Source organism: Candidatus Omnitrophota bacterium (genome assembly GCA_028712255.1).
Taxonomy (GTDB): domain Bacteria; phylum Omnitrophota; class Gorgyraeia; order Gygaellales; family Profunditerraquicolaceae; genus UBA6249.
In genome coordinates this window covers 197,700-212,225 of sequence record JAQTQJ010000001.1, presented here as the reverse complement: position 1 = coordinate 212,225, position 14,526 = coordinate 197,700, and the positions used below count along the sequence as shown (strand labels likewise).

Genomic DNA, 14,526 nt, shown 5'->3' with positions numbered 1-14,526 from the left:
GGCTGACCACCCTCTCAGGCCAGCTACCCGTCAAACGCCTTGGTAGGCCATTACCCCACCAACTAGCTGATAGGACGCGAGCTCATCTCTAAACAAAAACCCTTGCGGGCCTCCTTTACTTACAACTACTTATGCAGCTGTAAACACATCGGGTATTACTCTCGCTTTCGCAAGGCTATCCCCGACTTAAAGGTAAATTACTCGCGCATTACTCACCAGTCTGCCGCTATATCTTTCCTCTCTTCAACAGATCTACCTTACGGCTTCACCATATCAAGAAAAAAGTATCGCTCGACTTGCATGCCTAATCTACGCCGCCAGCGTTCACTCTGAGCCAGGATCAAACTCTCCGAAAAATTCCGAATAAATTTGTATAATGGCTCTAAATGATTTATTTAATTTCAAACCTCATTAAATTGACCATATTAACTTCATTGCGGAAGTTAATGTTGGCCTCGCTTGGCAATTCAATTATCAAAAGAACAAGTTTTATCCGCCACTGAATCGTTGGCGGATTGTTTACCTTATGGCCTATAGCCGGGTAAACAAAAAAACGTCCCGACAAAGTGTCGGGACGCTAAATTTATTTTCTTGCGCCCTTATTGTCGATGGGTATTAACTAAAGAAAATTGTCAACTGCGTTTTAATTATTTTCACAATAATTTAACCCTTTTGGAAGGGAATACGTATTTTATTACAAAACGCTTTTTTGTCAAGAACTTTTTTTATTTATTTTTTTCTTTAATTAGAGCCTAAGTTCTTTATTCTACAGGGGATAAAAACCAGCCTTAGTCTAATGCGACATAAGCTGGGATATCTTAAAGATGGGTAAAAATAGGGCGATAACAATACCGCCGATAACAATACCCAAAAATGCAATCACCAGCGGTTCTATCATACTAGTCAATGCAGAAGCAGCACTATCAACCTGATCATCATAAAAATCAGCAATTTTAGAAAGCATTTTTTCCAATTGGCCCGTTTGCTCGCCTACGCTAATCATCCGCGTAACCATGGGAGGAAAAACTCCGCTTTTAGCCAATGGCTTAGAAATTGGTTCACCGTTACGTACACTTTTAGAACAATTAACCACTGCTTCCTCAACCACTTTATTACCCGAAGTCTTACTTACAATATCTAAAGCGCTTAAAACCGTTACCCCGCTTTTAACAAGAGTGGAAAATGTACGTGAAAATTTGGCTACGGCTAACTTACCCAAAAGAGGGCCAAACACTGGTAATTTTAATATTTGTTTATCAAACTGATATTTACCTTTTTGAGTCTTAAGATAATTTTTAAATAAATATATACCTAATCCAAGAGATAACACTGTATACAAGAAATATTTTCTTAATAGATCACTAACGAAAATTAAAACCTGCGTAGGCATAGGTAATGTTCCGCCCAATGAATCAAATATCCCTTTAAATGTGGGAACTACTTTAAGCAAAAGTACTCCAGTAATAATAATGGCCATAGTCACCACCACCGCAGGATAAACAAGGCTGGAAGTTATCTTACGGTTAAGCGCTGCTTGTTTTTCCATAAATGTAGCTAGGCGGTCTAAGATTTCGTTTAACATACCCGAAGCTTCACCTGCTTTTGCCATATTTACAAACAAATCGGAAAAGACCGCCGGATGTTTAGCCAAAGCATCACAGAAACTCATCCCTGCTTCTATATCACTGCGCACATTACCAATAATGCCCTTTAAATTTTGATTCTCAATCTGCTCAGCTAGAATTCCCAAGGCATTAACCAACGGAATACCTGCATCAATCATAGTAGCCAACTGGCGGGAAAAAATAACCAAATCATCAAGCTTAACTTTTTTATCGTTAACTTTAGATTTAACAGAAGTGGTTTTAGCAATTACTATAGAAACTACCACCAAATCTTTCTTATGTAATATATCCGCAACCTCTGCCTCACTGACAGCCTGGACTATCCCAGTTATAGTCTGCCCTTTTGCATCTTTGGCCGTATATTGATATGAGTCCACCCAGTTACCCCTTCCATATCCTTAACCCCAGCATGATTTAAAAAAACCAGGGTTAGAGATTATCCACTATTTTTAAAAATGCATCGACAATCTTAGGATCAAATTGCGTACCGCTATTACGCTTAATTTCCAAAATTGCTTCTTCTTTAATCAAAGGCACCTTTCTGTAAGAACGTGCCGAACGCATCGCCTCATAAGCATCAGCAACATGGATTATACGAGCACCCAAAAGTATATCATTGCCTCTTCTGCCTTCCGGATAACCTGACCCGTCATAGTTTTCATGATGCTGCCTGATTAAGTCTACCACTTCGTTTAGAAAAGTCAACGGTTCCAAGATCTGAGCTCCGATAGTAGGATGCTTACGTATTTGTTCCCATTCAAGTTTTGTAAGAGCAGAGGTCTTCAGTAATATACTATCTTCAATGCCGATTTTACCCAAATCGTGCAATTCACAAGCTTGTCGTAATACCTCAATCTCTTTTGTCGAAAGCTTCATATAATTGGCAATAGTAATAGCAATCCGTGCGACATTTTCAGAATGACTGTGTGTATAATGATCTCTGGCTTCGATTGCCTGCGCTAAGACTTTGATAGTACGCATATATGTCGAACGTAAATCTTCATAAAGACGGCTTAAATTAGTGGTGGCATCTTCGATTCTTCGGGCCAAAAGCACATTCTGTTTTTCCAAAGATTGATTATATTCTTTCAAACCCAGAGAAAATTTGCGATTAGCTAAAAGCAAGACGTGCAGCTTAATTCCCCTTTCAATGATAAATTTTAATTTTTCTGTGTTTACCGGGCGGCTTAATAAATCAAAAACTCCCAGGTCTATAAGTTCTTTTGCTTTCTGTTCCTCTCCTACTTCAATCAAAATTACTATAATACAATCGGGATCGATTTTTCTGAACTCATTAATCAACCAGACAATATCTACCTGCGGCATTCCATATCTTATAAAAACTAAATCATAACTATTCTGCTTTAAATTTGCTATGGCTGCCTGGATATCGGATTCCACTAAAATAGAATAAGCTCCCAAAGCAAGTATCTGCTCTTTAATATAAACGGAATAGGAACTATCGTCACACATCAAAAGTATTTTTCCGGAATTTGTCATAATTACTCCTCAGTAGTAATTCTTATTGCCTCATCCAAGGTAGTCTGCTCTTCTTTTACTTTCAAAAAAGCATCATCACGCAAAGTCTTCATTCCTAATTTGCCCACTGCATAAGCCTTAATTTCATCTATTGATTTTCTTCGAATAATCATCTCCCTTATAGTATCATCAATCAAAACCGTTTCCAATACCGCAATCCGGCCATAGAAACCTGTATTATTGCAATATTTACAACCTCCGGCCTCATAAAAAATAGCCTTATCATTAAAGCCTATCTTCTTCAGAAAATCTTCAGGAATTTGTATCGGTTTGCGGCATTTAAGACAAATTCTACGTGCCAAGCGCTGCGCACATAACATAATTATACTAGAAGCTACTAAAAATGGTTCAACTCCCATATCAATAAGACGGGTAATGCTTGAAATTGCATCATTGGTGTGTAAAGTAGAAAGCACTAGTTGCCCAGTTAAGGCGGCTTTAATAGCAATGTCGGCTGTTTCGGCATCCCTAATTTCACCGATCATAATTACATCCGGGCTCTGCCGTAAAATAGAACGCAGCCCTGAAGCAAAATCTAAACCAATATCCGGCTTAACCTGCATCTGGGTAATCCCTTCAACCTGGTATTCTACTGGATCTTCGATAGTAACAATGTTCCTGTCCAGAGTATTTAATTGATTCAAAACAGAATAAAGCGTAGTGGATTTACCTGAACCAGTAGGCCCGGTAACTAACATCATTCCAAAGGGTTTTGCTATTGCTTTCTTAAAATTAGTTGCAGGTTGCTCAGAAAAACCTAACTTATCTAAACCGATGGATAAATTACCCTTGTCTAAAGCGCGTAAAACAAACTTTTGGCCAAAAGTTGTAGGAAGGCTAGAGACTCGAAAATCTATTTCTCTGCCCTCCGCTTTTACCTTAAACCTGCCATCCTGAGGAATACGATTTTCGGTAATATCCAAATTAGAAATAATTTTAAGCCTGGCTAAAATCGCATTTTGATTAACCTTGGGAACTTTTAAAACATCAATAAGGGATCCATCTACACGGTATCTAATACGTAAACAATCGACTTCAGGTTCAATATGTATATCCGAAGCCCTTCTCTTTAAGGCCTGAGCCAATATGATATCAACTAACTGTACAATCGGAGCCTTTTGGCTATCTTGGAGGGCATTAGATAATTCTATCGTGTCGGTCTTAAGTAGCTCTAAACTCTTATCTGCGTCTCCTGCGCGGCTCAATGTTGATTCATCAAGGATATTCTGCATATCCCTAACTTCTTTATGATATTGGCTGTCAATAGCTCGGGTAATCTCATCTTCAGGGCTCAAAACGATATCAATGTTGCTACCGGTAAAATTACTTATATCATCTAAGGCAAAAATATTTAACGGATCAGACATGGCCACAGTAAGGGTATTGCCGATTTTGGATAAAGCAACGGTATTATAAAGCTTGGCCATCTGCTCAGGAATTAAATTAACGATTTCGGTATCAAACCTAAATCTTGCTAAACGTAAAGTAGGCAAATAAAGCTGTTCTGAAAACAAAGAAAGTAGGAGCTCTTCCGCAATGATTCCTTCTTCGACCAAAACCTTTCTTAAAGGCATCCCTTTCTCTTTCTGCAAGATTAAAGCACGTTCCAATTGCTCTTTAGTTATGTGGCGGCTCTTTAAAAGTATTTCGATTATATTTTCTTTTAATGAATGCATTTATTGCTATTCGTCCGGTGAAGTTACACGTAAAACTTCTTCAATTGTAGTTTGGCCATTTAAAGCAGCCATAATCCCATCCTCACGTAAAGTTTTCATTCCCTCAAGGCGCGCCTGATGCTTAATAAACTGTTCCTGTGAACCATTCAAAATCAGCTCCCGGATCTTCGGACTAATCTGTAAAGCCTCAGCAATTACAGTTCTTCCAGAATATCCAGTATTAAAACAATGCTGGCAGCCCTTTCCTTTATATAATCGCAATTTACCCACTTTGGATTTATCTAATTTTAAGCTTTCAGCAACCTCATCCTTAAGAATATACATTTCCTTACAATAAGAGCATATTTTACGCACCAGGCGCTGAGCCATAACGCAAACCAAAGAAGAGTTAATTAAATATGGTTCAACTCCCATATTCACTAAACGCACTACAGCACCCGCAGCTGTAGTGGTGTGTAAAGTAGAGAGAACAAGGTGGCCAGTAAGAGCACTTTTAATTGCAATATCTACAGTTTCATAATCACGTATCTCTCCGATCATAATAATATTGGGATCCTGGCGCAGAATCGAACGCAGGGCTACAGCAAAGCTAAGGCCGATTTCCGGCTTAGCAGTCACCTGGTTTATACCTTCCAGTTGGAATTCAACCGGATCTTCCACGGTAACAATATTCTTATCCGGACTGTCTACGGATTTTAATACCGCATAAAGCGTTGTGGTTTTGCCGCTTCCTGTCGGGCCACAAACCAAGATCATGCCATGGGGAAGCAAGGATACTTTATGCAAAACTTCCAATGCATAATCACTAAAACCTAATTTTTTCATATCCAGATTTACCTGTGATTTGTCCAGTATACGCAAAGCAACTTTTTCCCCATAGCTAGTCGGTAGGATAGAAACACGAAAATCTATCTGGCGATTAAGTACCTTTATTTTAAAACGCCCATCCTGGGGAATACGGTGTTCAGCGATATCCAGTTCAGACATAACTTTAATACGGGATACGATTGAAGCATGCATATTTCTGGGAGGTGTTTTTTGCTCCTGCAAGATCCCGTCAATGCGAAAACGTATACGTAATTTTTTATCAAATGGCTCAATCAAAATATCAGAAGCTTTCTTTTTTATCGATTCCTCTAAAATCATATTCACTACCTTTATTACCGGGGCCTCATGACTAATACGCCCCAACTCCTGGCCACTAGGGAGCACCTCTCTTTCCTCTTTAATTAATTCAATAGAAGAGACAGTCATCTCCTTAACTAAATCATCGATAATACCTTTGCTAGTATCCGGGTAAGATAATTCAATAGCTTGGTTGATATCCTGAGCCGAAGAAATTATAGGATTTATTTTAAAACCGGTGAGCGCCTGCACATGGTCAATAGCAAATATATTCAACGGATCAGCCATTGCCAAAGTAATGGTATCTCCCATTTTAGATATGGGAATAATTTGATAATGGCGGGCAATATCAGCTGAGATTATTTTTACGATATCCAGGTCAATCTTGAAACGTTTTAAATCGATTAAAGGCAAACCTAAACCTTCGCTTAAAGCGGTAATTAACTCGCCCCCCTTAACAAACTTAAGCTCTACGATAATATCGCTGAGCTTGCCTCCTTTAGTAGCCTGAACGCTAAGAGACTGTTTGAGTTGATCAACGCTAATAAGTTTATTATTTATTAATATTTCGGTGAGCCGTTCTTTAAGGGATAACATAAATATTCAGCTGTCAACGCTTCAATATTTAAATAATCTAATTATTCGATATCCTTATAATATTTCTCAATTGCTTTTTTAATATCGGAGGAAGTAGAAACAAAGGTCTGTACACTACACCCACTGAGTAACTCCACATCTTCAATAGCCTGGACATTTAAGGGATTAGACATGGCTAAGGTTAAATTATTGCCGATTTTATCTATCGGCACAAGCAAATATTGCCGGGCGACTCTACCAGGAATAATACTGGTAATATCCACATTCACATCATAACTGCCTAAAGGAAGGTAAGGAAAACCGTATTGGGCAGTTAATGACTGCGCAATATCATCCTCTTTAACAAATCCTAATTCCACTAAAATTTCACCGATTAATCCACCTTTATCCCGCTGAACACCTAAAGCCTGGTCCAATTGAAGCTGGCTAATAATCCCCCGGTCAAGTAGAAGCTCCCCTAATTGTTTATTATTAATTCTTCTTATCACTTTTTAACTCTCCACTTAAAAAGCTACTACCTTGTTTTTACCATCTGCTTTGGCTTTTTTTAATAGCTCCCTGGCCTTATTAATCAGCTGTTCGGCGGCAACTCCATCAAGAGGATTCTCAGCAACTCCACCGCTTAAAGTAATGCTTTTTGAGCTATCCTGGTCTGAAGAAAAAGTAACCTGGATTTTTTTACGTATCTCTTCTGCTACCTCATGGGCCTGACGCTTATTTCTCTCAGGTAGAATTAAAGAAAATTCATCATCGCCAGTCCTACCTGCTCGGTCAACTTCAGTAATAGATGCGTTTACCAAAACAGCAATCTTCTTTAAGGCCACTTCCGCACTAATTAGCCCAAATTTCTCACGGTAACTTTTAAAATTATCAATATCAAAAACAACAAACGCGCAAGGGCGTTGGTAGACAATTGCCCTGCGGATTTCTTCCTGTAGGCGACTAGTAATAAAATTCTGATTATAAAGCCCCGTAAGGATATCCTTAGTTTCCATTTTTTCGATACGATGGGCTAATATATCATTTTCAATGGCAATAGCTATTTGTTTTGAAAATATATCCAAGAGCTCAATATCCTCCTTAGAATACAAAAAGTTATCCCGGCTATTGACAATTCCCAACGCGCCCTTAACCTTTCCCCTTAAGAATATGGGCATAGACAAACAATTTTTCACCTGGAATTTAGCAAAAAATTCAGCGGCAAGCGCGTTATCTAAAAGATTCTGCTTATCCAGAATCAGAAGCTTATTTTGATTAAAAACCTTATTATACAAATCCTCTTTTACCCCCACATTTACCGTCATCAAATAATCAACCCCTGCACCATCGACGGCCTTTACGTAAAAAAATTCCTTATTATTTTCCTCTTTAAGGAGTAAAAATGCAGTTTCTGAATTGGCTAAAAGCCTGGATTTTTCAACTGCAATTTTCAGTATATCATCAAACTTTTCTCCTTGAGAGATGAGTGAACTTACCTGCAATAAATTTGATAGAATAAATATTTTTTTCTGGATCTCCAAATTTATTTCACTGGTTTTCTCGCTATAAGCTTTAAGTTCATCCATATTGCCACGGATACGGTTGGTAAGCTGATTTAATACATTACTCAACTCCCCGACTTCATCACCGCTCTGCACGTCCAATTTATGGCTTATATCCCCTGCAGCGATAACCTTGGCTTCTGAGGTTACCGCTGAAAGACGATCAAAAATTTCTTTAATTACCAAGAGGCCGATTATCGCTACAAACGCACTAATAACAAGGGAAACAACGATATCAATCTTAAATCCAAATTTAGGTAAAATATAATTTGAAACTAGATATGCGCAAACTAAAAGCGGTAAAATAGACATAAGCTGAAAAGCGACTATCAGCTTTTGCTTTATAGTGCGCGAACCTAATGAAAAACGATCCATTTTTTTATTCATATTTTCTCCGCAATTTATCGAAAATCTCGGAAATTCGGCTTTTTCTCAAATAATTATATCTCTTAACTCATCATATGGCAATAGATTTATTGAATTCTAGCAACAAACTTTCCTTGCTTATCCCCGTATCAATAAAATCCCAGGGTAGAAGCTCTGTAACTGATTTGTCATCAAGATATGCCTGTGGGTCAATCCCTTCTTCTGAGAATGCTTCCAGCCATTTAGAAAATAAAAAATAATTCGACCAGGCATCAAATTTTGCCCCTTTTCTATAGGCTGCCAGAATAACCTTACTCAACCTCCTATCCCCCCTAGAAAGGACTCCTTCCAAAAAACCCATTTGTGAATTATGGAAACTAAATTTAAGCCTCCTGTTTTTACAATGACTCCTTAAATAATCTTGTTTTTCTTTTATCTGGGTAATTGAATCCATTTTTAACCATTGTAAAGGCGTATGAGGTTTAGGGATTAACGGGTTTACACTAATATTAATTTGGGCCGGTGAGGTATTTATTCTTCTTTTTAATTCCGATGCCTCCTTTGCAAAATCAATTATTCCCTGTAAATCAGCTTGTGTCTCTGTGGGTAAACCGATAAGAAAATATAATTTTAAATGCTGGTATCCGCACTTATAAGCGGCTTCAATAGCCTTAAAAAATTCTTCCTCGGAAAAATCTTTAGCCAAAGACTGACGCAATCGCTGAGTCCCTGCTTCAGGAGCAAAAGTAAGGCCGGTTTTTTTAATCTTGGCGATCAACGTAGACACATTACCTAACAAAGCTTTTGCTTTTAGTGAAGGCAGAGATAAATTAACTCCCTGCTCTTTAAAGGTTTTAGTTAAATCAGAAACAAGATTCTCTAAATCAGGGTAATCACTTACGGATAAACCAGCTAAAGATAATTCCTCATAGCCAGTAGAAGCATAAGCAAGATTAGCTAATGAAACCAGTTTTTCTTTACTTTTTATTCTCAGGGGATAATATTGAGATCTGGCCTGGCAAAAACGACAGCGATTAGGACAACCACGCATAATCTCTAAAGTAATCCGGTCATGTATTAACGCAACATTTGGTACAATCCAATTACAAGGATAATAAGATGATTCGAAGTCGGCCACTACCCGTTTCTTGATTTTTCCGGGCACATTAGCCAACTTCGGATAAAAAGCAACCAGCTGGCCAGCTGCATTGTAATCAACCGAGTACAGTGAAGGCGCATAGACTCCCTCTATTTTAGAAAACTCAATTAAAAGATTCTCTTTTGAGAGCCGGCCGCTTTTATAATCTTTCCTAAGATTCCGATATGAAGTTAGAAGCTCTAGAATAGCTTCCTCTGCTTCACCGATGATAAATAAATCAAAAAAATCAGCAATGGGTTCCGGATTAAGAGTAGTAGGGCCTCCTCCGATAACTAAGGGAAACCGATTATCGCGTAACGAAGATTGCAGCGGCAACCCGGCAAGCTCTAAAATATTCAACACATTAGTATAATTTAACTCTGAACCAAGAGAAAACCCAAACATATCAAAATTAATCAATTCCTGGTTTGATTCCAAAGAAAAAAGGCGCTGGCTTCTAGCCCTTAATGAAGCTTCCATATCAGCTTCAGGAGCAAAAAACCTCTCGCAAACTACATCATCTATATTATTTAAAACACCATAGATAATGCGCAGGCCTAAATTACTCATCCCCACTTCGTATAAATCCGGAAAACCCAAAGCAAAACTCATAAAAGAAGAATCAAAATCTTTTTTGGATACATTCCATTCGCGGCCCATATATTGGCCGGGCCGGTGTACATTAGTTAATAAGTCTTCAATCATAAATGAATTTCTCGATTTAAATCTGGGGACGGTTCTCGCAGAGAACCGTCCCCTTTATTTAAAAAACATTCCTAGTTCGATCGATATTTACCAAAACACCTAAAGCAATAAAGGTTACCACTATACTTGAGCCACCGTAACTCATTAACGGTAAGGGCAAACCGACTACAGGAGCCAACCCCATGTTCATAGCGATATTAATAAACACCTGTAATGCCAATAAAAGAGATATTCCATAAGCAAGCAGCCTTCCAAATGCATCTTGCGTCCTCTGAGCGATAACGAAACCTTGACGTATAATTAAATAATACAGGCATATAAGCAACAGGCTTCCCAAGAAACCCCACTGTTCAGAAAAAGTGGCAAAAATAAAATCCGTATGCGATTCGGGTAAAAAATATAGTTGACTTTGAGTGCCACTCAACCAACCCCGGCCAAAGAAGCCTCCGGAACCAATGGCTATGCGTGATTGAATTATCGTATATCCGGCGCCCAGTGGATCTATATTTGGGTTAAGAAACACCAATAACCTCTGCTTCTGATAATCATGCAAGAAATTCCATAAAAAAGGCAGAGGCAAAACTAATAAAATTAGAAAGATAAATATATATCTTAACCGAACATTGGTAAGATAGAGCAAGCAAACAAAAACCAGCATTAGCATTATTCCACTACCTAAATCCGGTTGTTCAATAATCAATAACATTGGGACTGCTACAAATATAAACGGTAGGATTATTCCCTGAAAAATACCAAACTTTCCGCTCATCAATGAAGTATCATCAACAGATTTACGGCTAAAATAGCGGGCCAAAAATATTATAATTGCCAATTTTGCAAACTCCGATGGTTGAAAATTAAACCAGGCGAACCTAAGCCAACGCTGCGCCCCTAATCTTATGATACCAAGGATAAAAACTAAAAATAGAAAAAATAGAGCTCCCCCATAGATTAGATAGTTTGCATCCCATAGTTTACGGTAATTGAATCCACAAACGAGAAAGAAACAAACTAGGCCAATTACCAACCAAAGCAACTGACGCATGTATATATCCTGCCAAACCCCTTGTTTCTGATAAGTACTGCTGTAAATAGACAAGACTCCCAGCAAAGAAATAATTAGAGCAAAAGTTAAAATTCTAAAGAATGAATTCTTCATATTAACCCTTGATTGTTCATCTCCTCAATGATTTGTTTAGCAATAACGCTAGCGGCATACCCTGGGCCACCGTTTTCTAAAAAAACACAGATTACAAATTTAGGTTTTTCAACCGGGAAATAACCCGCAAACCATGCATGAGTAGTCTTCCGAAGCACCTGGGCAGTGCCGGTTTTGCCGGCAACTCTTACAGGCAACGTCGATAAAACATTGCCGGTACCTTTTGCATCAGATACCACCCTGGCCAATCCATTGTTTACTATATTAAAAGTACTCTTTTTAAAATTTACTAGCATTAATTTTTTCTTTTTTGCGCTAAAATCCAATCCTCCTATAGCTTTAACAATATAAGGACTTGTTAGAAATCCGCCATTGGCAAAGGCCGCCATCATATTGGTCACCTGTAAAGGCGTAACCAAACAATCACCCTGTCCAATTGCAAAGTTTGCGGTATCCCCATCAAACCAGCTTTGAAATTTATTTATCTTTCTCCATAAGGGAGAGGGAATAAAACCACTTGTCTCATATGGAAGCTCAAGCCCTGTAATTTTAGCCAACCCCAGTTTCAAAGCATAATCATGAATATTTTGCGCTCCGCAAAGTAGCCCGGATTTATAAAAAAATACGTCACAAGAATGGGCGATAGCCTGGAATACATTCTGCTCTCCATGCGTTTCCCAACAGGAAAATTTTCTTGTTCCAACCATAGTTGAACCCTGGCAAAAAAAACTAGTAGTAGTATTTATTTTTTTTAATTCAAGAGCAGCACTTGATACAACTACTTTAAATATTGATGCAGGAGGATAACTCGAACTGATTGCCCGGTTAATTAACGGAGCATCGGGATTGTTAAATAATCCGGCAATAAGACTAGAACGGTTATTTACAAAAACAGCTGGATTAAAATTAGGATAGCTGGCCATTGCCAAAATCTGGCCGTTCAAAGGATCCATTAAAATTACACTCCCCTTTTTTTCATCCAAACAGTCTTCTACAATTTTCTGAATCTTAAGATCTATTGTAAGCTCAATATCCTTACCATTAGATGGAGACTGGAAACCTAAAACACGCGTGACTTTACCTCGGTGGTTTACCTCAACAGATAAGCCTCCTTCCTCCTGCCGTAAATAATAATCATACCTTTCCTCTACCCCACCAAAACCCACAATATCTTTAGTCTTATATCCATAATCTTCCAATTTAGTCAGGCGCCAACGATCAATCTGGTTAACATAACCCAAAACATGGGATGCTAAAGCGCCATACGGATAATGTCGCAAAGGCCTGGTTGTTATAATAATACTAGGCTCTTCTGCCCTGTACTCTCCGAGTAATATTGCTTTTTTAAGATCGATATTACTAGTTACGGTAACCGGAACACTGGAAGAAATAAAATTCTTCTTAAATGCTGCCTTTAACTGCGCGGCTTCTATGCTCAATATATGGCTTAACCTGGTTAAAACATAATCAACATGGTCTAGTTCCTGCGGTAAAATCATTACATCATAAGAGATCTTATTATCTACGATAACCTGGCCATTTCGGTCTAAAATATTTCCTCTTGCTCCAGGTTGCGGTATCAGGCGAATTGAATTGTTGTCGCTTAACATACGGAATTTAGCCCCCTGCAGCACATCCAGGTTCAGGAGTCCAACCATTAAAACACCGAACAAGAAAATAATTATTAAATTTAAAATACCCTTTCTTCCCATATTTAAGAAATTATGAAACTATTTTTTTAGTAAACTTAAAAATTAAAGGTGATACTGTTGCTGTATAAGTTGAAGAGATAATGAGGTTACGTAAAAATATAGCCGGGGGAATTATTAAACCGGAGTTTATAATTTGCAGGCCGCTGATAATATTATTTAATAAAGCTGCAATCAGCACTATTGCAACTCTTACATAGCCATTTTCGGTAGATATTTGCCTGCTCAAAAGATGGACCAAATAACTCCATATACAAAACAGAATTGTATTAACCGCAAAAAACCCTGGTAAAAACGCATCCTTAGTTAAGCCTGTTAAAAGAGCAAAAACTAAAGCAATCTTAAAATCCAAATAAAAAACTAAAGCCACAACTAAAACCAAAAGAAAATCCGGTTTACAATTAAAAAAACTTAAAAAAACCGGCCAAGTTAATTGTAAAGAAACCAGTGCAATTATAACTAATAAAAAAAACCATTTTTTCATGGAATAATTACAAATACCTCTTCAATATTGGCAAGTTCCACTGCAGGCTTAACTACCGCGAATCGGTTGAGCCCGGAAAAATCGCTGCCTATATTAATCACTTTGCCGATCACTAAACCCTTAGGATAAATTTGGCTTAAATCAGAGGTAATAACCAGGTCACCAACGGTAATCTGCGCATCTTCAGGAAGATAGCGCATAATTAAGTTTGAGCCAAGAGTCCCGCTAACTAACCCTTCTTGACGACTACGCTGCACAATACTTGAAATACCTTGGCTGGAATCATTGATCAACAACACTTTACTGGCATTATCTAAACTTTCCACTACCCTACCCACCAATCCTTGAAGATCAATTACCGCCATCCCTGGCCTTATTCTATTATTTTTTCCCTTATCAATAATTACACTACAGGACCAGGCCTCAAGCGAGCGGGCAATTACCCTGGCGGCAACCAAGCGCAGAGGAGATTTTTGTTTAAAATTAAGCAGCCCCTTCAGGCGGGCATTTTCCTGATTAAGTTCCTGCAGATTAGATAATTGCCATCGTAACGCACCGACTTGCGCGTTTAAATTTTCAGCTTGAATCATATTACGATGATAAAATATAATACCGGAAAGTTCATGCTTAAGTAAACCAACAAAAGAAAGCCCAGGGGTAAAAACACCTTGAATAGAATTTTTAAAACAAGATAGAGTATTGGAAATCAGAAATAAACAAGAGGCAATAAGAATAAAACTGATTAGGGTTTTGCGGGATAACTTAAACACATTTAACCGGGAATCAATGGCTGGCTTTACACCTGGCGCTAACAGCACCTGACCCTTAAAAGAATTAGGCCAGTGTTCGCTGACGGCGAAGA

General features: G+C 38.2%; 11 protein-coding genes and 1 rRNA gene. All 12 read right to left on the bottom strand.

Annotation, left to right across the window (positions count from 1 at the left end):
• Nucleotides 1-356: ribosomal RNA gene (locus PHC29_01100) — 16S ribosomal RNA — on the bottom strand; the annotation flags it as partial.
• Between the two features lie 437 nt (nt 357-793).
• Nucleotides 794-2,002, bottom strand: coding sequence for a type II secretion system F family protein (locus tag PHC29_01095; GenBank protein ID MDD5108097.1), 1,209 nt, complete (start codon nt 2,000-2,002; stop codon nt 794-796).
• A 52-nt stretch (nt 2,003-2,054) separates the two neighbouring features.
• Nucleotides 2,055-3,125, bottom strand: coding sequence for an HD domain-containing protein (locus PHC29_01090; GenBank protein ID MDD5108096.1), 1,071 nt, complete (start codon nt 3,123-3,125; stop codon nt 2,055-2,057).
• 2 nt (nt 3,126-3,127) lie between these two features.
• Nucleotides 3,128-4,840, bottom strand: a complete 1,713-nt coding sequence (locus PHC29_01085) for an ATPase, T2SS/T4P/T4SS family (protein ID MDD5108095.1) — start codon at nt 4,838-4,840, stop codon at nt 3,128-3,130.
• A 6-nt stretch (nt 4,841-4,846) separates the two neighbouring features.
• Nucleotides 4,847-6,562: an ATPase, T2SS/T4P/T4SS family gene (locus PHC29_01080; protein ID MDD5108094.1), complete on the bottom strand. Its 1,716-nt coding sequence runs from the start codon at nt 6,560-6,562 to the stop codon at nt 4,847-4,849.
• A 41-nt stretch (nt 6,563-6,603) separates the two neighbouring features.
• On the bottom strand, nt 6,604-7,050 hold the full coding sequence (locus PHC29_01075; GenBank protein MDD5108093.1) for a hypothetical protein: 447 nt from the start codon (nt 7,048-7,050) through the stop codon (nt 6,604-6,606).
• 15 nt (nt 7,051-7,065) lie between these two features.
• Entirely contained in the window at nt 7,066-8,490 is a 1,425-nt protein-coding gene (locus PHC29_01070; GenBank protein MDD5108092.1) for a diguanylate cyclase, read from the bottom strand.
• 70 nt (nt 8,491-8,560) lie between these two features.
• Nucleotides 8,561-10,312 carry a TIGR03960 family B12-binding radical SAM protein gene (locus PHC29_01065; protein ID MDD5108091.1) on the bottom strand — a complete coding sequence of 584 codons (1,752 nt, stop codon included), beginning with the start codon at nt 10,310-10,312 and terminating at the stop codon, nt 8,561-8,563.
• A gap of 58 nt (nt 10,313-10,370) precedes the next feature.
• Nucleotides 10,371-11,471 carry a rod shape-determining protein RodA gene (gene rodA / locus PHC29_01060; GenBank protein ID MDD5108090.1) on the bottom strand — a complete coding sequence of 367 codons (1,101 nt, stop codon included), beginning with the start codon at nt 11,469-11,471 and terminating at the stop codon, nt 10,371-10,373.
• Nucleotides 11,468-13,183, bottom strand: a complete 1,716-nt coding sequence (mrdA, locus tag PHC29_01055; GenBank protein MDD5108089.1) for a penicillin-binding protein 2 — start codon at nt 13,181-13,183, stop codon at nt 11,468-11,470. Before mrdA ends, rodA begins: the two co-directional genes overlap by 4 nt.
• A gap of 10 nt (nt 13,184-13,193) precedes the next feature.
• The gene (gene mreD / locus PHC29_01050; GenBank protein MDD5108088.1) at nt 13,194-13,664 is read right to left on the bottom strand and encodes a rod shape-determining protein MreD; all 471 of its coding nucleotides are present in this window, start codon (nt 13,662-13,664) and stop codon (nt 13,194-13,196) included.
• Nucleotides 13,661-14,482 (bottom strand): rod shape-determining protein MreC, encoded by an 822-nt coding sequence (gene mreC, locus PHC29_01045; GenBank protein ID MDD5108087.1) that lies wholly within the window; start codon nt 14,480-14,482, stop codon nt 13,661-13,663. The genes mreD and mreC overlap by 4 nt, the downstream gene beginning before the upstream one ends.
• Between the last annotated feature and the right edge of the window lie 44 nt (nt 14,483-14,526).